This window comes from Sphingomonas sp. CFBP 13603, from assembly GCF_014892665.1.
Classification (GTDB): domain Bacteria; phylum Pseudomonadota; class Alphaproteobacteria; order Sphingomonadales; family Sphingomonadaceae; genus Sphingomonas.
This window is the reverse complement of sequence record NZ_JADBIA010000006.1, coordinates 100,060-120,160: the sequence shown is the minus strand read 5'-3', so window position 1 is coordinate 120,160 and position 20,101 is coordinate 100,060. Positions and strand designations below refer to the sequence as shown.

Annotated in this window: 15 protein-coding genes; 9 read left to right on the top strand and 6 right to left on the bottom strand. The window is 62.7% G+C overall.

The features are described 5' to 3' along the window. Together IFR23_RS11450 and IFR23_RS11445 are read left to right on the top strand one after the other, a co-directional pair. A complete protein-coding gene (locus IFR23_RS11450) occupies positions 1–891 on the top strand; it encodes a LysR substrate-binding domain-containing protein (RefSeq protein WP_244655623.1) in 891 nt (296 codons plus the stop codon). After that, positions 870–2,432: a carboxylesterase/lipase family protein gene (locus tag IFR23_RS11445; protein ID WP_342344942.1), complete on the top strand. Its 1,563-nt coding sequence runs from the start codon at positions 870–872 to the stop codon at positions 2,430–2,432. The genes IFR23_RS11450 and IFR23_RS11445 overlap by 22 nt, the downstream gene beginning before the upstream one ends. Here the strand turns inward: IFR23_RS11445 and IFR23_RS11440 are convergent. Beyond that, positions 2,429–4,264: a hypothetical protein gene (locus IFR23_RS11440; RefSeq protein ID WP_192976018.1), complete on the bottom strand. Its 1,836-nt coding sequence runs from the start codon at positions 4,262–4,264 to the stop codon at positions 2,429–2,431. The two genes, IFR23_RS11445 and IFR23_RS11440, sit on opposite strands and share 4 nt — an antisense overlap. Then, positions 4,261–5,613 carry an MFS transporter gene (locus IFR23_RS11435; RefSeq protein ID WP_192976017.1) on the bottom strand — a complete coding sequence of 451 codons (1,353 nt, stop codon included), beginning with the start codon at positions 5,611–5,613 and terminating at the stop codon, positions 4,261–4,263. Before IFR23_RS11435 ends, IFR23_RS11440 begins: the two co-directional genes overlap by 4 nt. 284 nt (positions 5,614–5,897) lie before the next feature. On the opposite strand from IFR23_RS11435, the gene IFR23_RS11430 reads away from it, so the two are divergent. The 3 genes from IFR23_RS11430 (at position 5,898) to IFR23_RS11420 (ending at position 12,398) form a co-directional block, all read left to right on the top strand. Then, complete coding sequence (locus tag IFR23_RS11430) at positions 5,898–8,777, top strand: TonB-dependent receptor (RefSeq protein WP_192976016.1); 2,880 nt, start codon at positions 5,898–5,900, stop codon at positions 8,775–8,777. A gap of 813 nt (positions 8,778–9,590) precedes the next feature. After that, the gene (locus IFR23_RS11425; RefSeq protein ID WP_244655622.1) at positions 9,591–10,172 is read left to right on the top strand and encodes a peptide-methionine (S)-S-oxide reductase; all 582 of its coding nucleotides are present in this window, start codon (positions 9,591–9,593) and stop codon (positions 10,170–10,172) included. Between the two features lie 402 nt (positions 10,173–10,574). Beyond that, positions 10,575–12,398 carry a diguanylate cyclase gene (locus IFR23_RS11420; RefSeq protein WP_192976015.1) on the top strand — a complete coding sequence of 608 codons (1,824 nt, stop codon included), beginning with the start codon at positions 10,575–10,577 and terminating at the stop codon, positions 12,396–12,398. Positions 12,399–12,761: 363 nt separating this feature from the next. Here IFR23_RS11420 and IFR23_RS11415 read toward each other — a convergent pair whose 3' ends face one another. Together IFR23_RS11415 and IFR23_RS11410 are read right to left on the bottom strand one after the other, a co-directional pair. After that, the gene (locus IFR23_RS11415; protein ID WP_192976014.1) at positions 12,762–13,784 is read right to left on the bottom strand and encodes an IS110 family transposase; all 1,023 of its coding nucleotides are present in this window, start codon (positions 13,782–13,784) and stop codon (positions 12,762–12,764) included. A 470-nt stretch (positions 13,785–14,254) separates the two neighbouring features. After that, a complete protein-coding gene (locus IFR23_RS11410; RefSeq protein WP_192976013.1) occupies positions 14,255–14,539 on the bottom strand; it encodes a hypothetical protein in 285 nt (94 codons plus the stop codon). Between the two features lie 406 nt (positions 14,540–14,945). Here IFR23_RS11410 and IFR23_RS11405 point away from each other — a divergent pair, with 406 nt between their 5' ends. The 4 genes from IFR23_RS11405 to IFR23_RS11390 all read left to right on the top strand — a co-directional run bounded on the left by IFR23_RS11405 (position 14,946) and on the right by IFR23_RS11390 (position 17,315). Next, positions 14,946–15,119 carry a DUF465 domain-containing protein gene (locus IFR23_RS11405; protein WP_192976012.1) on the top strand — a complete coding sequence of 58 codons (174 nt, stop codon included), beginning with the start codon at positions 14,946–14,948 and terminating at the stop codon, positions 15,117–15,119. A 92-nt stretch (positions 15,120–15,211) separates the two neighbouring features. Then, entirely contained in the window at positions 15,212–15,661 is a 450-nt protein-coding gene (locus IFR23_RS11400) for a hypothetical protein (RefSeq protein WP_192976011.1), read from the top strand. Positions 15,662–15,759: 98 nt separating this feature from the next. Continuing rightward, complete coding sequence (locus tag IFR23_RS11395) at positions 15,760–16,401, top strand: TorF family putative porin (RefSeq protein ID WP_244655621.1); 642 nt, start codon at positions 15,760–15,762, stop codon at positions 16,399–16,401. A gap of 275 nt (positions 16,402–16,676) precedes the next feature. Continuing rightward, complete coding sequence (locus IFR23_RS11390; RefSeq protein ID WP_192976010.1) at positions 16,677–17,315, top strand: hypothetical protein; 639 nt, start codon at positions 16,677–16,679, stop codon at positions 17,313–17,315. Between the two features lie 59 nt (positions 17,316–17,374). Here IFR23_RS11390 and IFR23_RS11385 read toward each other — a convergent pair whose 3' ends face one another. Together IFR23_RS11385 and IFR23_RS11380 are read right to left on the bottom strand one after the other, a co-directional pair. Beyond that, complete coding sequence (locus tag IFR23_RS11385) at positions 17,375–18,937, bottom strand: ISL3 family transposase (RefSeq protein ID WP_192976009.1); 1,563 nt, start codon at positions 18,935–18,937, stop codon at positions 17,375–17,377. Between the two features lie 201 nt (positions 18,938–19,138). Further along, positions 19,139–20,065 (bottom strand): nucleotidyltransferase and HEPN domain-containing protein, encoded by a 927-nt coding sequence (locus tag IFR23_RS11380; protein WP_192976008.1) that lies wholly within the window; start codon positions 20,063–20,065, stop codon positions 19,139–19,141. Between the last annotated feature and the right edge of the window lie 36 nt (positions 20,066–20,101).

Genomic DNA, 20,101 nt, shown 5'->3' with positions numbered 1-20,101 from the left:
ATGATGTTCGAACTGAGCCAGCTTCGCTGCTTCGTCGCCGCCGCCGAGGAACTCCATTTCGGGCGCGCGGCACAGCGCCTGAACATGACGCAATCGCCGCTTAGCCGGCAGATCCAGCTGCTCGAGCGGATCCTCGACGTGACGCTGCTCGAACGCACCAGCCGGCAGGTGAGCCTGACGCCCGCGGGTCGCGTGTTCCTGATCGAGGCGCGGCGGATCGTGCGGCTGTCGGAGAGCGCGGCGCTGTCGGCGCGACGCGTGGCGAAGGGCGATGCGGGACGCGTCGCGATCGGCTTCACCGCGGTTTCGGGATATAACCTCGTGCCGCAGATCGTCGCGCAAGCGAGAGCGAGCCTACCCAATATCGACCTCGAACTGCGCGAGATGGTGACGACCGATCAGGTCGATGCGTTGCTGACAGGGCTGATCGACATCGGCTTCGTCCGGCCGCCGCTCGATCGTCACGAGTTCGACACCGTCTGCGTACAGGTCGAGCCGCTGGTCGTCGCGCTGCCCGCAGGGGATCCGCGACAGGCGAAGGCGGTGCTCGAACTGCGTGATTTCGATGGCCTGCCGCTGATCATGTATGCGCGGCAGGGCGCGGGGTATTTCCACCAGATGCTTATCGGGCTGTTCGACGCTGCCGGCGTGTCGCCGCACTATGTCCAGCACGTGACGCAGATCCATTCGATGCTGGGGCTCGTCCATGCGGGGCTGGCCGCAGCGATCGTGCCTGAATCCGCATCGGGGCTGCACATGAACGACGTGCAGTTCCGCCGGCTTGCGACCGAGCCCGAGAAGCCGGTCGAGTTGCACATGGCGTGGCGGCGCGACAACAGTAACCCGGCGCTGGAGCCGATGCGGCGACTGTGCGCCGAAACCGCGGCGTGATCGACCGGCGCGCGGTGCTCGCCGGGCTCGCGGCGACACCGGCACTGGTTGCTGCGCGTACACCGGCGAGCCCCGTCGCGACGACGCGATACGGGCGGGTGCGAGGGACGGTCGACCGCGACGTGCTGGTCTTTCGCGGGGTGCGCTACGGCGCGGATACGCGGACGCGGCGGTTTGGGCGTGCGGTGCCGCCGGCGCCGTGGACCGACATTGCCGACGCGACGCGCTACGGCGCGGCCTCGCCGCAGACCAAGGCGACTGAACCGATCAGCGAGGATTGCCTGTTCCTCAACATCTGGACGCCTGCGCTCGACGCAGCGCGACGGCCGGTTATGGTTTATATCCACGGCGGCGCGCATGCGCACGGGTCCGGGTCCGATCCGCTGTATGATGGCGGCAATCTAGTGCGGCGCGGCGACGTGGTGGTCGTTACCTTGAACCACCGGCTGGCGGCGCTCGGCTACGCGTATCTCGCCCAACTCGGCGGGCCGGCGGAGTCGGGCAATGTCGGCAATCTCGACATCGTCCTCGCGCTGCAATGGGTGCGCGACAACATCGCGGCGTTCGGTGGCGATCCGGGGCGAGTGATGCTGTTCGGCCAATCTGGTGGCGGCGCCAAGATCGTCACGCTGATGGCGATGGCGGAGGCGCGCCCGCTGTTCCACGCCGCCGCGACGATGAGCGGCCAGCACGTTACGGCGGCGGGGCCGAACCACGCGACGATCCGGTCGCGGGCGTTCATGGCGAAGGCCGGCGCGGGCGACTTTGCGGCTCTTAAGGCACTGCCGATCGAGCGGCTGGTCGAGGCGATGGCGACGACCGATCCGATCGAGGACAAGGGCGAGATCAGCTTTACCTCGACGCTCGATCATCATGTGCTGACGCGTCATCCGTTCTTTCCCGATGCCCCGCGCGAGGCGGCGCATATCCCGCTGATCGTCGGCAATACGCATGACGAGACCGGGTTGTGGATCGGCGAGATCCTGAAGCGCGGCGACACGAATTGGGAGAACCTACCCGCGCGGTTGGTGCGGGAGATGACCAAGGACCTCGAGCCCGATCACGTCATCGCGCGCTACCGCGACCTCTATCCAGATCGAACGCCGGGGCAGATCCTGCTGGCGGCATCGACCGCGGGTCGGTCCTGGCCCGGGCATCTGATCCAGGCCGAGGAACGCGCGAAGATCGGTGCGCCCACCTGGATGTATCAGCTCGACTTTCCTTCGCCGGAAGCGGGCGGCGTGCTCGGCGCGTTCCATACGCTCGATATCGGCCTGGTGTTCGACAATACGCGGGAGCCGAGCGCGCGGACGGGTGATGGGCCGGAGGCGAGACAGCTGGCCGGGCGGATGGCGGATGCGTTCATCGCGATGGCGCGGACCGGCGATCCGAACTGTGCGAGCGTGCCGACCTGGCGTCACTATGACCTGGCGCGGCGCTCGACGATGATCTTCGATCGGGCGGTGCAGATAGAAGACGATCCCCGGCGCGAGGAACGCCTGCTGTTCGCGGTCGCTCCGTATATCAAGCCGGGCGGCTAGCGGTCCCACGGAAAGGCGAGCGTCGGGCGGTTGGCGTAGCGGCGCAGGCGCAGACTAAGGCGCGCCCCTGAGGCAGGCTCGAGCCGGATCGTGAACGCGGCGCCGGCGATGTCCGCCGTCCGGCCATCGATCGTCACCGCCTCGATCCGGTGCTCGGCATAGGCGCCGCCCTGCACCACGACGGTTCGCGGTTGCGTGGTGCTCAGGTTCACCAGCGTCACCTCGGTCGTCGTGTCGCCCAGCGTATGCACCAGCGCCGCGACGTCTTCCGGCACACCAGCGCGTTTGCGGTCCGCGTCGAAATAGCGGAGCCGGCAGTGGAGCGGCACGCCGCCCTGCGACGGCGAGGTCTTCGACCAGGGCGGACGGGCGATGTGGAGGCCGCCGGTCATCAGCTGGACGAGGCTGGTGACGTAGGCGGGGTTGATGTCGATCGGCCAGTCTGCAAGCCGGGTTTGCGGTGTCGTAGGGTCGGCGAGACGCGCGGCAACTCGGTCGTCGACACCTTTCAAATCGGCGCGCAACGCGGTTACGGCATAAGTCGGGTTCGTGCCCTCCAGGAAGCTTACCCACGGATGATCACCGGCAGCCGCGCGATCGGCCGGGGCTTGCGACATGTACCAGATCTCGAAGCCGTTGGTCTTGAACGGACCGGGTTGCCAGCCATACCAGCCGTCAGCTCCGTGCATCGTCGGGGTCGACAACACGCCGCCGATCGTCTTGCCTTGCGCATTGATCCGCGCTGTCTGGCGGCGCCAGATGTCGATATAGCGCTGGTCGCCGGTCAGCAGCGTGCCGGTCATGAACGCCGTGATCGAGCGGGGCACGCGGTTACGGTTCTCGCGCTTGCCGGTCTGCGGCACGATTGGCGAGAAGCCCCAGCCGTATACGCCGCTCCACCAGTCGCGCGGGACGATGCCGTCCAGACCGACGCGGCTGGGGATGATGTCGCCGTTCGCCTTTGCCCGGCCAACCCACGCGTCGAGATAGTCGAGCGCCCAGGTCCGGTATCGATCCCCTGCCCCCAGCGCATACGCGTTGAGCCCGAGCGTCGTCGCCTGAAGGTTGAGCGGATTGTCGCCGACGACGTCGCCATAGTCGGCATAATGGGCGAGCGTCTGCGCGTACGTCGTCTCGCCGTGTTCCATGTGGAAGCGTTCGCCGGCGGCGAACGGATCGCCCGCCCAGTCGAGTTCGGTCGCGCGGCGCAGCATCGGCCCGCGGCTCCCGTTCATCAGGCTGCGCATGATCCGCAGCTTCGGATCGTAGTTGCGCGTAGTCGGGTCGCGGCCAGTGTAGAAATCGGCGTAGCGACGCGTGCGCTCGATCAGCTTCAGGTCACGCGGGCCGGACAACCCCATCATGTTGAAGGTCGTCAGCCCTTCCGCATTGTGCTGCCAGTCCATCTGGACGGGAAACTCGCGGAAATACATACCCTCGCGGGCAATCGGCACGTCGACGGTGCGCGCCGCGGCGAACTGCTTGAGGTGGCCTTCCCAAGCTCGCGCATAGAGATCGCGGATACGATCTGGGCCGCCGAGCGCGTGGAGTATCGCCCAGTCGTTCGTCGCCTCCGCCGCATCGTCGGGGCCGTCGTTCGCACCCCAGCGCTCGAATACGCGCAGCCACCCGCGACGATCGACATATTTCGCGTAGAATGCCTCGCACGCCTCGGCATTGGCGGCGAGCAACCGGCGTTGCAGGACCGCCCATTCCGGGGCCGGCATCGGTGTCGCGACCCGCAGCACCGCGGGTGCAGCACGGGCGGCGGCGGGCAAGGTGGCGAGCGCGGCCGCGGCACCCCCGAGCAGCGTACGGCGATCGACGGTCATGCAGCCAGCTCGACCCGGCGGATCGGGCCGACGATCACGAGGAACGAAAAGATCGTCAGCAGGCAATGCGCGCCGACGAACACCAGCGCCCAATCGAACGAGCCCGTAGCGCCGACGATAAAGCCGATGACGATCGGCGTGACGATCCCGGCGACGTTGCCGAACATATTGAATACGCCACTCGTCAGCCCGGCGAGTTGCTTCGGCGCGACGTCGGACATCACCGCCCAGCCGAGCGACGCGACGCCCTTGCCGAAGAACGCAACCGCCATCAGCGTGACGACCAGCCACTCCGCTTCGACGAACACGCAGGCGATGATCAGCGTCGCCAGCAGCATCCCGAACACGAGTGGCACTTTGCGCGCGATGTCGATCGAGCCGGTGCGCTTGAGCAGCAGATCGGACGTGTAGCCGCCGACGAGCCCGCCGACGAAGCCGCACAGCGCTGGTGCCGCGGCGGCAAAGCCGGCCTCCATGATGTTCAGCCCGCGCTCCTTGACCAGGTAGATCGGGAACCAGGTGACGAAGAAATAGGTCAGCACGTTGATGCAATACTGGCCGAGATAGATGCCGAGCAGCATCCGGTTCGCGAGCAGCTGGCGCAGGTTCGTCCACGAAAAGGCCTGCGGACGGTTGGCGGCATCCTCCATTCGGATCAGGCCGCCGCCAGCCTCGATATGCGCGAGTTCGGCGGCGTTGATCTTCGGATGACGGACCGGACTGTGGATGTAGCGGACGAACAGTGCCGTCGCGGCCAAGCCGATCGCGCCCATCACCCAGAACACCGCGCGCCAGCCATAGCTGTGCACCAGCCAGCCCATCAGCGGGGCGAAGGCGACGAGCGAGAAATACTGCGCCGAATTGAAGATCGCCGACGCGGTGCCACGCTCCGCACCCGGAAACCAGGCGGCGACGAGGCGGGCGTTACCAGGGAAGGATGGGGCTTCTGCGAGGCCGACGAGGAAGCGCAGCGCAAACAACATGGCGACCGCGGAAACGCCCGCGATCAAACCGGTCAGCCCCTGGGTCGCGGTGAAGATCGACCAGGCGAGGATCGCGCCGGCATAGACGCGCTTGGTACCGAACTTGTCGAGCAGCAGCCCGCCGGGGATCTGTGCGAGGACATAGGCCCAGGCAAACGCGGACAGAATGAAGCCGGTCTGGACCGACGACAGCCCGAGTTCGGTCGATGCAGCAGACCCCGCGATCGAGAAGGTCGCACGGTCGGCATAGTTGATCGACGTGATCAGAAAGATCAGCGCGATCACACGGTAGCGCACCGCGGTCGGGCGCTCGGCCACGCCTCCTGCAACCGCGTCTTTGGCGGGGGCTGCTGCGGCGATCGTCATGCTTCGCTCTCCTGTCCGGCACTCGATCTGCGCGAGTGTTCCGGTCCGGTGTATCGAGCGGAAGGCGGACGGTCCAAGTCCTAAAACGGGTTGATCCAGTCAAGCCGCGACTTGATCGAGTGACTTGGCGCCAAGCCGACGCCGGATCAGTGCATCATTCGCATCGATCGATGCCTGAATGAGATTGGCTTAGGCAACGAAACCCGGCCTAACACAGATTGCGACAGACCGGCTCCAACGAAGCCGGCGGCGGGCACGAACGTGCCGGAGTTAGGGGAGTGAGTATGACCGGGATCCGCAGCTTCAAATCCGTATTGGCCATGTCGAGCGCGATCGTCGCGTGTTCGCTGGCGACGATGGCACACGCGCAAAGCGTGCCGGAAACGACCGCGCAGAAAGACGCTCGGGCTGCTGGCAACACGACCGATACCGACGCGCCTCCCGCCTCCCCCGCCCTGCCGCCCGAGCAGACCGTGACCGACGCGCCGCTCGCAGCGGATGCGCCGGATATCGTCGTCACCGGGTTTCGCGCGAGCCTCAACACCGCGATCAACATCAAGCGCACGCAGACCGCGACCGTCGATATCATCAAGGCGGAGGACATCGCCGAGTTTCCCGACCTCAACCTGGCGGAATCGTTGCAGCGCATCCCCGGCGTCTCGATCAGTCGCGTCAACGGCGAGGGTCGCAACATTTCGGTGCGCGGTCTCGGCCCCGACTACACGCGCGTCCGGATCAACGGGATGGAGGCGATCGGCACGACTGGCGGCACCGACAATTCGGGCGGCGTGAACCGTGGCCGCGGGTTCGATTTCAACATCTTCTCGTCCGACCTGTTCAACAGCATCGCAGTCCGCAAGACCGCGACCGCCGATGTCGAGGAAGGCTCGCTGGGCGGCACCGTCGACCTGCAATCGTCACGCCCGTTCGACTACAAGAAGGCCACCGCGGTCATCTCGGCGAGCGCCAGCTACAACGACCTGCGCGAGAAGGTGACGCCGAAGATCTCGGGACTCATCACCAAGACCACGGACGATGGCCGGTTCGGCGTGCTGCTGTCGGTCGCGTACGAAGAGCGTGCGATCAAGGAGGAAGGCGCGAACATCACCCGCTGGACCTATGGCGGGTTCAATGCCGGGTTCAACGCGGCGTCGCGGTTGCCGGGCAAGACACTCGCGCAGATCAACGATCCGAACCCCGCAACCGGGTTGTACCATCCGCGCATCCCCGGCTTGGTAAGCTACGACATCTTCCAGAAGCGGCTCGGTGCAGCAGGATCGGTCCAGTTCCAGCCGACGCCCAAGACCTTGATCTCGCTCGACGCGCTGTATTCGCGGCTCGACGGGACTCGCAAGGAATCGCAGCTGCAGGCGATCAGCTTCAGCCGTTCGGGCACGGGCAAGCCCCAGACGATCATCCGCGACGGCGTGGTCGACGGCGACAACAACATCATCAGCGGCACGTTCGACAACGTCGATCTGCGCACCCAGTCACGCTACGACAAGCTGGTCACCGATTTCTACCAGGTGACCGGTACGCTCGACCAGAAGTTCGGTGAGAATTTCAAGATCGGTGCGGTCGTTGGTTATGCGGACTCGAAGTTCAGCAATCCCATCCAGTCGACCGTCACGATCGATGCCGCCAATACGCCGAACTTCTTCTACGATTTCCGCACCCGGTTTCCGACCATCAGGCCGGGCGTCGACCTGACCAATCCGAATAGCTTCGCCTTTACCAACGGCACGTCGGAAGTTCGTATCCGCCCGCAGACCGTCAGCAACAGCTTCACCAACGCCAAGACGTTTGCCGAATGGACGGTCAACCCGTTGCTGAAGCTGAAGGTCGGCGTCGACTGGCGCCGGTTCGATTACAGCTCGACCGAGCAGCGGCGCCTCTCTGGGGAGTCGGTCGTGCAGACGCTGACGCCCGCGCAACTCGCCGCGGCCACGACGCTCTTCTCGGGCTTTGGCAAGGGACTGGACACGCCAGCCGGTACACCGACAGCGTGGGTCGTCCCCGATCTGGCCAAGTTCGCCGAACTCTACGGAATCTACTCCAACCCGCTCTACACTACCGGCGGGGTGACCAACGCGAGCGCCCGCGGATCGTACATCACCGTGCGTGAGGACGATATCGGCGGCTGGGGCATGGCGGAGTTTAACTTCGCCGATCGCGGCCTGCCGATCCGCGGCGATGTCGGCGTGCGTTACGCCAACACCGATCAGCGCTCGACCGGCTATGCAGGCCAGGGCGCCGCGACCAACCTCGTCGTCGCCGACCGGAGCTATCATCGCTGGTTGCCGTCGGGGAACCTGGTGATGGACGTCACCGATACGCTGCTGGTGCGCTTCGCAGCGGCCAAGACGCTCGCACGAGCCGGCATCTCGGCGATCGCACCGGGCGGCAACCTCAGCGTTTCGGGCGGCAACCGCACCTTCAGCAGCGGCAACCCCGATCTGAAGCCGACGGAATCGGACAATCTCGACGTTTCGGTCGAATGGTATCCGACGCGCGGCGCGATCTATGCCGTGTCCGCGTTCCAGAAAGACATCGGCACGTTCGTTCAGTCGCTCAGCACCACGGTTCCGTTCAGCAGCCTGGGCCTGCCGGACTCGCTCCTGGCTGGCACTAGCGCATCGCCGACCGATCTGTTCATCGTCAGCCAGCCGGTCAATTCGAGCGGTGGCCGGCTCAAGGGCTTCGAGGTCAACGTCCAGCAGCCCTTCAGCTTCCTGCCGGGCTTCCTGTCCAACTTCGGCGTGCTGGCCAACTACACGCACGTGACGTCGAACATCCAGTATCTCACGTCTGCCACCGGTGGCACGTCGGTGACGGCGCCGCTGATCGGGCTGTCGAAGCACGCCGCCAACGGCACGCTGTATTTCGAGACGGCGAAGTTCCAGATCCGCGGCTCGATCGCCTATCGTTCGCGCTATCTGACGGCCGTCCCCGGCACCGAGGGCAACGCGTATAACGGCACGAGCGGCACCACCAACGTCGACGCGCAGATGTCGTACAATTTGACCGACAACCTCAAGTTCAGCATCGAGGCGATCAACCTCACCGATCAGGTCAACGACCAGTTCGTCGACGAGACCAACCGCCTGAATGTGCTGACGCATAGCGGACGACAGTTCACGGCGGGGATGCGCTTCTCGTTCTGATAGACGTCGCATGTAGCTTGGCCGACAGATCGCCAACACCGAGAAGTCGGGCGCATACCGCGAGAAGAGGTTACTTTATTCTCATATTCGAGTGCCGGCCCGGCCAACGGACTCGATCAGACGATTTTGTTGCAATGAGTATGCGCCGACGGCACAAACATCTGTGCGCTGCCTTCGAAGGTCGACCTAGAGAAAGAGACCTATACAACGCTCAACCCAAGCAGGGCCGAAACCGTGACCTTGAGCGTCAATTCTCGCCCCATATCGAGGTGAGCAAATTTCCGGGAGACGACGATCCGATCCTACGCAGGGAAATGCGACGACTAACTCCTAGGCCTGTGCCGCCCCCCACGCTGACGCGCCCAGCACTAGGCCGGTCGATACTTGGTTTTGTCCGTTGCCCTTTGTGTGACACAGAGCGCGATTGGCGAACACGATAAGTGCGTCGGGCGTGCTGCATACCCGCCTTCTCGCCAGCGAACTGTCGCTGCTGCGAGGCTCATCGTGCGTATTCTTTCGTCCGCAGGAAGCTGCCTGTGTGGAAGTTGCAGACGATGCACTGCGTTGCATGCAAACTCCGCGATCTCTACCGTCCGCAACTGGGCAAGCACGTCCCTGCCCTACGACTTCCGGCCAGACCCTCAAGCAGACGGTCATAGGCTATTCCCGATCTCCCACAAACGGACGGTCAAAGCGACTTGCGCGTCTCTCGAAACCAGCCGCTCGTCCAGCGGGTGTAAGTCGGCCGATATCCGTCAGCACCGTTGGCGTACAGGCTCGTGGAGACGACGGTTCGGCCGATGCTGGGCCGTTATGCGATCAACGTTCCACGTTGCCGCCATTGAACGCGAAAAGCGGAACGCCATCTCGCTGGACCGGATGGAAAGGATGAGCATGGAAACGGCAGGCTTCGGCGGCGGGTGTCATTGGTGCACAGAAGGCGTGTTCCAAATCCTGCGCGGTGTTTCCGAGGTCCATCAAGGCTTCCTGCAATCGACCGCACCCGATGATGCCTGGGCCGAAGGAGTAGTGCTCCGCTTCGATCCCGGGATCATTTCGCTCGACATTCTGATCGAGGTTCATCTGCGCACCCATTCGGCAAACAGCGGCTATACGCCGAACGGGCGTTATCGCAGCGCAGTCTACGTTGCGGATGCCAACCAGCGGCATCAGGCTGGCACGGCGATCACCCGGCTTGGGAAGGAGGTTGACACCGCTGCGCGGACGAAGGTGCTCCTGCTCGCCGGGTTCCGGTCATCGGAAGAGCGCTACCGCAACTATTACCGTACCGATCCGACCCGACCGTTTTGCCGACGCTATATCGACCCCAAGCTGGTTGCTATCCGACGCGACTTCGCCCGGCATGTCCTGTCCGAGGGCGATGGAGTCCGATAGAGATTCCGGCGGCTGTCATGCCATCGCGCGGCAGCGACCCCTGCTATTCCTCTGCCCCGCCCCGATATCATTGCGATCTACGTTGAGACCGCCTGCTCTCGGGTCAGCAGCATTCATCAGATCGGTATCGTCGGCTTTGCCGGCGATGCGGAGGTCACTCGTGTCGGCCGGATATTTCCTTCCTTCCCAGCGTTCTTGTCAACCGCGCATGCTACTGCTCCACGCCGAGGACGGGCAGGACTCAATAGAGGTCGTTCAGCAGCGGTTTGCCTGGTTCGTGACTTGCCATTCATTCACATTCTTATCGATCCGATCACTCTTTCTAACTCGACGAAGCAAGACCGGTGCGATGCATAATGCCGAGTAACCAAACGCTAAGTCTTTGCCGTTAAGCATGCTGCCATGTTCGTCTCGCTAACCGCCCGTATCGCCGCGATCGGGCTCATAGTCCTGCTTGCGCTGGGCTCTTTGGCGGGGCTACTCGCAGATGCGTCGTACCAGGCCAGCCAGAGCTTCCACTGGGCCGCGCATTCCGCCGGAATCATCGAGACGACCGAGGCCGCACTCGGCGATCTGCGCGAGGCCGAGTCCGGCCAGCGCGGCTTCGTCATCACCCGCAATCCGGCCTATGCCCGGTCGTTCGCCGAACGTGTCGACAGCGCCGCCCGGACCATAGCGAGAGTGGTTGAGCAGACCGACGACAACCAGCTTCAGCACGCGCGCGCGCAGGAGATCGCGTCGCTGATGAAGGAGCGCTCCGCCTTCCTGTTGCAGCCGCTCGATCGTGCCCGTCGCGGTGATTTTTCCGGGGCGGTCGCGATGATCTCGAGTGGCCGGGGGCGGGAATTGATGGATGCGATCAGCGTGCGGGCCAATGGCTTCCTCGATGAGGAACGCGCGCTGCAGACCATGCGGCAGGATGCCGCGGTGCAACGCCTGCGCAGCGGCAAAAGGCTCGCGATCCTCGGTGCGATCGCCGTCGCGCTTCTCGTCGTCGGCAGCTTTGCATTGCTGGTACGGGCGATCCGCCGCCCCCTGGATACCATGATGCGCGCGATGACCGCGCTGGGAAGTGGCGAGCAGGAGGCGCGCATCGAGATCGCGATGGGCTCACGCGAGTTTACCCGCCTCGCCACGGGCTACAATGCGATGGCCGACCGACTGGAGGGCGCCGTCGCCGACCAAGGTGCCAGCGAGCGCCAATTGCAGGTCGTCAATAAGGAACTGGAGCGGAATACCAGGACGCTTCGGGAACGTGGCGACGTAATCGAACTGCTCGGCGGCATGGCGCATCGCATGCAGGCTGCGCGTACCGACGACGAGTTGGCGCAGATCATCCGGGTATTCGTACCGCAGGTGCTCCCGGCCATCCCGGGCGCCCTGTATGCGCACAATAATTCGCGCAACTGCCTGGTGCCTGTCGCGACCTGGGGTGGCATCACCGTGGCGATCGACGGATTTGCGCCCGAACGATGCTGGGCGCTACGCCGCGGCCAGAGCCACTCCGTCGAAGATCCCAGCCGCGAAATCGTCTGCGGTCACGTGGCCGAGGACGAGGTCTATCACTGCGAACCGTTGCTGGCGGGCGGCGAGGTCATTGGCGTGCTCTATTTGCAAGGACGGATCGAAGCCGAGAACGGCTTCAGGATGAGCGTGCTGACCGAGAACATCGCGTCCGCGCTGGTGAACCACCGGCTGCAGCGATCGCTGCGCGAGCAGACGATCCGTGATCCGCTGACCGGTCTGTTCAATCGTCGCTACATGGAAGAAGCGTTGAAGCTGGAGATTGCCCGCGCAGCCCGTGCTAGCGGTCCGCTGAGCCTCGTCATGTGCGACATCGATCATTTCAAGCGGTTCAACGACGAGTTCGGCCACGATGCCGGCGACGCCGTGCTGCAGACGGTAGCCGCAGAAATGCGCAGTCGGTTCCGTGACGGCGACGTTATCTGCCGCTTCGGCGGCGAAGAGTTCACAATCATCGCGCCGGGTACGACGGCGGAGGCGCTTGCCGGGCGCGTCGAGATCGTACGTCAGGCGATCGCCGAATTGAACGTCCGGCATGGCAACCGCACGCTGGGCTCGACCAGCATGTCATTCGGCATCGCGACCTGGTCCGACGCCATGGACCGGGATGGCTCTACACTTATCCAGGCGGCAGACATGGCACTGTATCAATCCAAGCGTGACGGCCGCAACCGCGCTACCATCAGCCTGCTTGCGGCGTAATTCCAGTCGGTCAGGTACGATCAGACAAGCCCGACAAAAGCTTATACTGCGCTAGCCAGCTTCTTGCGCCGACGACGATGCTTGCGGCGCGACGACCCATGTGTGGACGGCCCTCCGTTGGCAAGCTTGAACAGTCGCGTTGCAATGCTGGTTGGTGCGGCCATGTGTCCGACCTGTTGTGCGGCTCTTAGCGCCGCTGGCCATAATGCCATTCGCGCGGTTCGGGTCCCGATCACAATCACGCACTCGAGGTGCTTGGGTCTTTGTGGGTTTTCCCGATCCGGCGGTTCAACCGGCTTGTTGCATTAGCTCCTATCCGCCCTTTCCAACCTCGTCCGGTGCGGTCGCCCGCCCCGTATTCTGTTACACGATCTGCGGCTCGCGATACCGTTCGCCACTGGCCATCATCGCCCAGATCATGCGGGCGTTCTTGTTGGCTAGCGCGACCGCGGCGACCTTGGCCTTCCGCCTGGCAAGCAGTTGCACGAGCCAGGGCCGCTTGGCCCCGTTCCGCTCGGCATAGCGCACGACTGCCATAGCGCCGACGATCAGCATCTGACGCAGATATTGGTGGCCCGCCTTCGTGATGCTGCCCAGCCTCTCCTTTCCACCGCTCGAGTTCTGCCGTGGCACCAAGCCGATCCAGGCAGCAAGGTTGCGGCCCGAGCGGAAGATCGCGGGGTCAGGAACCGTGGCGACGATGGCGCTGGCGAGCAGTGGACCCACGCCGGGTATCTCCATCAGTCGGCGACCGAGCTCGGTCTCGCGTGCGCTCGCCAGGATGCGACGATCGTTCTCGAGGATCTGCTCCTTTACGATGCGCAACTGGGCTGCCAGCATCTCCAGGCAGAACCGCGCATCGGCCGGTACGCGCTCATCGGTAGGATCAGCGATTACGTCGAGGAGCTGCTCGATGCCGTTTCTGCCAATCGGCGCTGCAATCCCGAACTCGGCCAAGTGCGCCCGCATCGCGTTCGACAGCTGCGTGCGCTGGCGGTTGAGGATCAGGCGGACACGATGGAGCATCATCGCGCTCTGCTGCTCGGGCGACTTGATCCCGACGAAGCGCATGGTCGGCCTAGTCACGGCCTCGCAGATCGCCTCGGCATCAGCCGCGTCGTTCTTGCCTCGCTTGACGTACGGCTTCACGTACTGCGCCGGCATCAGCTTCACGTCATGCCCGAGCGCGACCAGCTCGCGCGCCCAGAAGTGTGATGTCGCACACGCCTCAATGCCGATCAGACACCGGGGCAGCTTGGCGAAGAACTTCAACATCCGCCCACGCGTCAGACGCTGGCGAACAACCACTGCGCCATCAGCATCCACTCCGTGCACCTGAAACACGTTCTTCGCTATATCCAGACCGATCGTTGTGACGTTTCCCATCGTTGCTCTCCTTCGACTCTCCGCAGGACATACTGCTTGAGGGTTGGAGAGCCGTCCACGTCATCACAATCAGACACTCGCGGGCTCCTTCGGCCTTCCCAACTTCGGCCGTTTGTTCATGTCCCCGGCCAGAGTGACGTTAGGACGGCGAGCCCCTCCCTTGGACCGCCAGGCTTTCTCAAAAGAGATAGTGTTTTAGAACTGCCAGCCGGTCGATATCTTTGCCGGTTCGCCCGTGTACGGGTTTTTCCCACGGCCTTACGCAACGCCGCATCATTTCGCACGGCGCCGATAGGTGGCTTCCCGCTTCGATGACGAACGCCATATCATCGTCAGGTCACGCACTGGCGCCCGCTTCGCTAGCGGACGTGCTACGATCAGCTTCTCGCGCAGCACGTCCGATCAAAAATACAGCGCGCGGAGGATCGATAGCTCCAAATGCGACGCTGGCTGCCCGCCGATGTCCTACTTCAACCTGCGGACGATAAGATACAATATACCAAAACCGGAACGCCAACAAAAACAATCAAGAGTAATAGGTTGAGCTCCATAAATCGGCTGAGCCAATTCTTATCAGGGTTATCGAGATCGGCGGCATCAGCCTTTGAATAGTCTTCCACAATCTCCAAATTAAATTTATTCGAGAAGACGCCTTGCGATCTCATCTGCAGGAAAGGCTGAGGTGCTGGATTTGCCACTTGATGCTGACGATCATCCTGACAAAAGTCTTCGGATTTCGATACTTGGTTTGCCACTGCATGGTTTCCACTTATCCGAGATAAAGGGCGCGCAGAACGCGCCCCGAAAGGTCAAATCGAATAAAGCCCGAGCTCGAACGGCCGCAGCCGCGAGCTCGGGCTACGCGCGTGCGGCGAGTTGGCCGGCGTGGTCGCGAAAACGCTTATGTGTCGCAGGAGCGTACATGTCAGCAACATCGGCAACCCAAGCCCTAATGTCAACTCGTGCAAGATCTCGTCGCATCCTATTGACCTTGACCGGCGAAACCCTAGTTTGAGGGAGCGGGCCGGGCCCCTCTGGCGGTCGTCTCAGGACGAGCGTGATGTCGGACCGCATCGGGTTACCTCGATGTCTAGGCCTGGCCTGTTTGCCTGCTTTCATCGCGACTGATCCGATCGTTCAATCGTTGGTTGGAGGGCGGCTTTGCATATATTTTCCTACAAGCTGACCCAGTTGCACGCGCGGCTGGACGAGCAGATTCGCGCCGAGATAAAGCGGCGCATCCCCAATAGCTTGCGGCTGTTTCGCCTAAAACGTCTGCGCCTCGACGTGAAGGATCGGCTGCGCGCCCGCACCTTACGGCCGCAATTGAACTGAACCGACGCGCCGCAGCGTCGTTGTAGAATCATCGTCCGCAGCGATCAGCTTTACCGATCAGAATGGATCGGAATGGCAACAGGAGAACGAATATGGCCTATTTCCTAACCGCCGGTCTGGTGCTTGCCGCCACCGGCGCCGCCCTCGGCATGACTGTCGATCACCAGAACGAGGTTGATCATCGCAGCGGTCCGGTCGCTGTCAAATATCGCGGTGACGTCGTCATCACGCACAAGCAGGTGGGCGCGGTCGCACCAGGCGGCAGAGCGTCGTCGCTACGCTGCGACTGGGCCGCAAGCATATCGGTCGCGCGGCACGCGGTCGCGGCGTCGGGTACTAGGCTGGTGCGCAGCATAGACAGCAAACCCGTAGTTTCGGGCACGCGGCCCGGCTGGTGCGTCGCGAGCCATGGCGCCATCAAGAAGGAGGTTGCGGCAAAGGCGGCGGACATGCAGCAACATCTGATGATGTTGGCGGAGGAAGACGAGCAGATGCTGCGCGTCGAGCTCGACCGTATCCACGGGCCGCAGCGCGCTGGATGATCCGGCGCATTCGAATGGCGGGCGTGCTTGGTGCCGCGAGTTGCGGTCTGATAACGTCTGCATTTGCACAGGATGCCCGGCCGGCAACCTTGGAGCTTATGAGCGAGGAGGAACGGCGCGGGCTGAGCTGGAGTGAGGGACGTGCCGCGCTGGCGGGCGACCTTCGCGTCTCGCGCGGCCGGCTTGACGTATCGGCGCGAACGATAACGCTTCGAAACAGCGTGCGACACAGCGGTGCCGATGCAGTCGTCGATCTGTCGGTGGGAACCGGTTGGAATCTAGGTGCGGTGCGGATACACACCGACGCCACAGGCCATGCATTCGCAGGCGCACGGGGGCGGATGGACTATGTCGAGGCAGGTGCGTCGGCCAGTTATGCCTATGGTCCGCTCTACGCCACGCTCGGCGTGATCGGCGCGCCCTCGCAGCGTGCAATCGGCGGCAGCAACGTGCATGCCTATGCGACCGCCAACGTCGGTATTCCCGGTACGCCGCTCACGATGCTCGCCGAAATCGGCCACTCGTCCGGCAGCGTTAGTGACCCCGTCCGGGCGGAGCGTCTTCGTCCGGGCGGCAGCTACACCAACTGGCGGCTCGGCCTCGAACATCGTCGCAACCGTCTGACAATCGGCGTCGAATATGTAGGGACTGACGTTTCCCGCACCGCCACCGCCAGCAGGTTTGCCGATCGAAGCAACGCTGGAGACAGGATCTTAGGACGCGTCCAGGTTTTGTTCTGACAATTACCGCTAACAGTGAGTGCAATTAACGCTGATATGTACATAAGACGTCTCGGCAGTACCATTTGTATATGTCCAACAAACGATCGTTATACGCACACCGCTGTTGCCAGCGCCCTTCTCAAAGGGAATTCGCTAGCGGGATGGTATCAGTCGGAGAACGCAGCCGAGCTACCTTCCGATGGCACGCCGAAGCTGAGATCGAACGTCAGTGCCGCTGTTGTCTTTTCAAGCGGCCCGTCGCATCAATAAGTTGAAGCTGACGGAGAATATCGGTGCGGGCATTCCAACTCGGTTTGAGCGCCATACTGATCGGATTGGCTTCCGCCAGTGCGGGGACTCAGCCGCAGGGTGTCCCCGGTGTCCCACCCGCCCTCAGCTCTTTCCTTCACAAAGACATCGTCGAATCCGGCGATTACCGATGGTTACGCGGGCGGTTTGCTGATGCGACAGCTGTGGACAAGCAGGTGTTTATCGCTGCTTTGAAATGGAATGAACAGTGTGAGAGCCAGTCGCGTACGGCGATGAAAGGCCTGCTAGTCGCCATGGGCCAGGTTTTTGATCCTGGTGAGGACGCCTATGCGCGGCCTGCACCGTGCCGTCAGTTCGTACAGCTTCCAATACCAGCAGATGTGACATGGCCTGCGTTTTCCGCTGCGCTCGATCGCGTCAGGCCATATGCCCTCGGTATCATTCGGGCGACCGCGCTCTTGGAGCAGCAGGTAATCGATCAAGGCGGCTACGCCGAGCAACTGCGCACCCGACCACTCGGCGAGCAGACCTTGCGTTTCGCATGGGTCGAGAGCCAGCGCCATGAGGGACAAACTGCCGCTTATTCGTCGCTTGAACGGATCGTGTACGAAGGCATTCTTCTGCGTGCTCTGGACGACCGCGATCAAGGAAATACGGCATGACTTTCGGCCAAGGTTGTGGATCGGCGTGGAAAAAGGGCTCTGACGCACATTTGATGATCTCAGAGCCATGCGGTGCCGACCAATCGCGCTTCAAGTAGGTCGAGTTTACCGCGTCCGTACATCTGGCGTTTGACGAGTTTGAGCTTGGTGATCTGCCCCTCGGTCTGCCCGTTTGACCAAGAGGTGACGATGGCGGCTCGAACCGCGGCTACGTCGCGTGCAATTCCATTGGCGAAAGACGCTACCAAGCTGCCTCGGCCACGTTCGATCCAGGGAACAAGATCTTCCTCTGTTTTGGGCCGGATCATCTCATGGAACCCCTCGACGACGGTACGCGCCTCAACGAGCGTCGGTACGCCGGCCTCTACCGCAGCAACCGTCACAGTTTCTGCCCTCGACAGGGTATCGCGTCCGGTCGTCATCAACCTGGCTATGGTTCTTGCCGACGGCACGCGGTGGAGGGACTCCGTATCGACCCGCTCAGCCTGTCGTCGCCGGCTAGCCCATTCGGTTACGACCCGTAACGACCCACGAAATCCTTGTGATCTCATGCGTCGCCAGAGGTCAGCACCATTGTGAGATCCCGCTGCCCACTCTCGATCCAACCACGGCAGATAGGTTTCCAAGGAGCTTTCCCGAACCCTGAACACATCGCTACGTTCGCCACGCAAAATTCGGCGGACTAGGCCACGACTGTGTCCGGTGCGGCGCACGATCTCCTTGATAGATGCCCCGTCCTTGGCAATCGTCAGGATGGAAGCGTTTGTCTCCTCACGGTGAAGATAGCCCTCGTATTGCAGGCGCTCTGCCGCTGTCAGCAGGACGGGGTTTATAGTCATGGCGCCGACGGACCGGCGGATTTGCCGCATCGACCGGCGGACCGCCTCAAGAAATGCGTGGCTCGCATTTTCCATCAGGTGCCAGCGGTCCGCGACCTGGACTGCGTGCGGCAGGGCCTTTGCGGCAGCCCGCGCATACGCCCCACCTCGGTCCCGGGCGACGACCGCGATCTGCGGCTGGGTGGTAAGCCATGCCTGAGCGGTTGCCGGTTCACGATCCGGGAGCAGGCTGATCGGCTTTCGCCGCTCCAGATCGCAGATGATCGTGCCGTATCTATGATTCCGCCGCCACGCCCAGTCATCGATACCTATGACCGTCGGCGCCGGCCTTACCGGGCATCCGCGCCGACGTACCACTCTTAGCAACGTGTCGTTGCTGACCGGGAGCATTAGTCGCTTGGCTAGGCTCGCGGCAGGCCGGCCACCAAGCGCCAGCCCGAGATGATGTACGAGGCCGTCAAGACGCCCCGTACGCCGCGCCCAAGGCGCCAATACCCCAGTGGCGAACTGCTCAGTAAAGATCTGCTGCTCACACTGCGTCGCGGCACATCGGAAACGGCAAACTTCGGCGATCAGGCGCACCGATCTCCCAGCCAGTGGCAGGTCGGCGACACGACGCTGATAGCGGCTATGAACCCGGTGACTGTCAGTTCCACACGTAGGACAACAGCTTGATCTCGAAATGCTGCGAACCTTAACGGTCGTTCGGTCGCCATCGCTGGACGCCGCGACCATCGCAAACCCAGCAGGGATGAGGGACGAGGGGTGAAGCGCCTTGTGCATGACGATGATCCCATCTGGAGCTAACGCCATCAGACCTCATAACTGCATCAAAATTGAGTCAGAGCCCTTTTTGGACGCCGATTGACAAGCCTGCTCTGTGTGCGGACATTTTGGCTCCCATCCATTCTGGCGGTATAAGCTCAAGTGTGAGAGCGTAGACGGGGCCGGTCACACGCATTTTTGGCTGGGTGACGTACTCTACTAAGCAGCGCCGAGGCGCCGGGACTGTAGCGCGGCCAAACGCTCCGAACACACTTCGTGAACAGTCCGGCCCAGGTCTTCAACACGTGCGCCAAGCCAGGTAAGTTCCTCTGCGCTGATCCGGTAATGCTTTGAATACCGCGCTTTCACATAGGCATCCTTCAACTTCTCGAACATCGCGCGCTCGCGCCGATTGTTCATCGGCCAGATGTGTTGAAGGCGGGGATCCAACCGCTCGGCCTGCGTGCGCAAAAAGCCGAGGTTGTGGTTATGCGGCGTATAGAATGTCAAAACCAACATAACACAATGGTAAAGCCTCTCAGCAGCTTGATGAAGTTGAAATGCTGCATTACTATTTCGACTCTGCGCTAGATTAAATTCATAGTTATCAAAAAATTCGCCACCGGTCGGAAACCATTCTTCAAAATAATTCTTTGCCATCGCATACGCCTGCTCAGGTGTCTTTGGCTTCGGTTGATGAAGTTCGACCTCGTCTGCTTCGTACAGCGCAATCCCGTCTTTGGCGACGTCCATAAAGAAGTAGCGGCCGTGCGCGAGACCGTCATTCACCTGCTGTAGCGAATGAACGATGAAATTGACCGGCGTCTGCAACGTCCTGGTAATCGCCCGTTCGCGGTTCAGTCGTTCTTCCGCCTTGTACCAATAGGTGGCGCGGTCGACGACCTCTTTCTGGCTGACGATAACCAGCAGATCGAAATCGGACTGATAGCCTTTGGCGGTGTGTGGCTCGTCGATCCAGCCGCCCCGCGCGTACGATCCGTAGAGGATGACCTTGAGGACCCGTGCGCGCTTGCGGGGGCCCGTGGCATCACCATTGGCCGCGTCGAACTCCTCGAACAAGATCTGCACGACGCGCTCGATCTCGCGCTGTTTTGCGGACGGCAGATGATCGAGGTCACGACGCATGATTGCTCATCCTAATGCACGTTCGGTGCGAAGCCC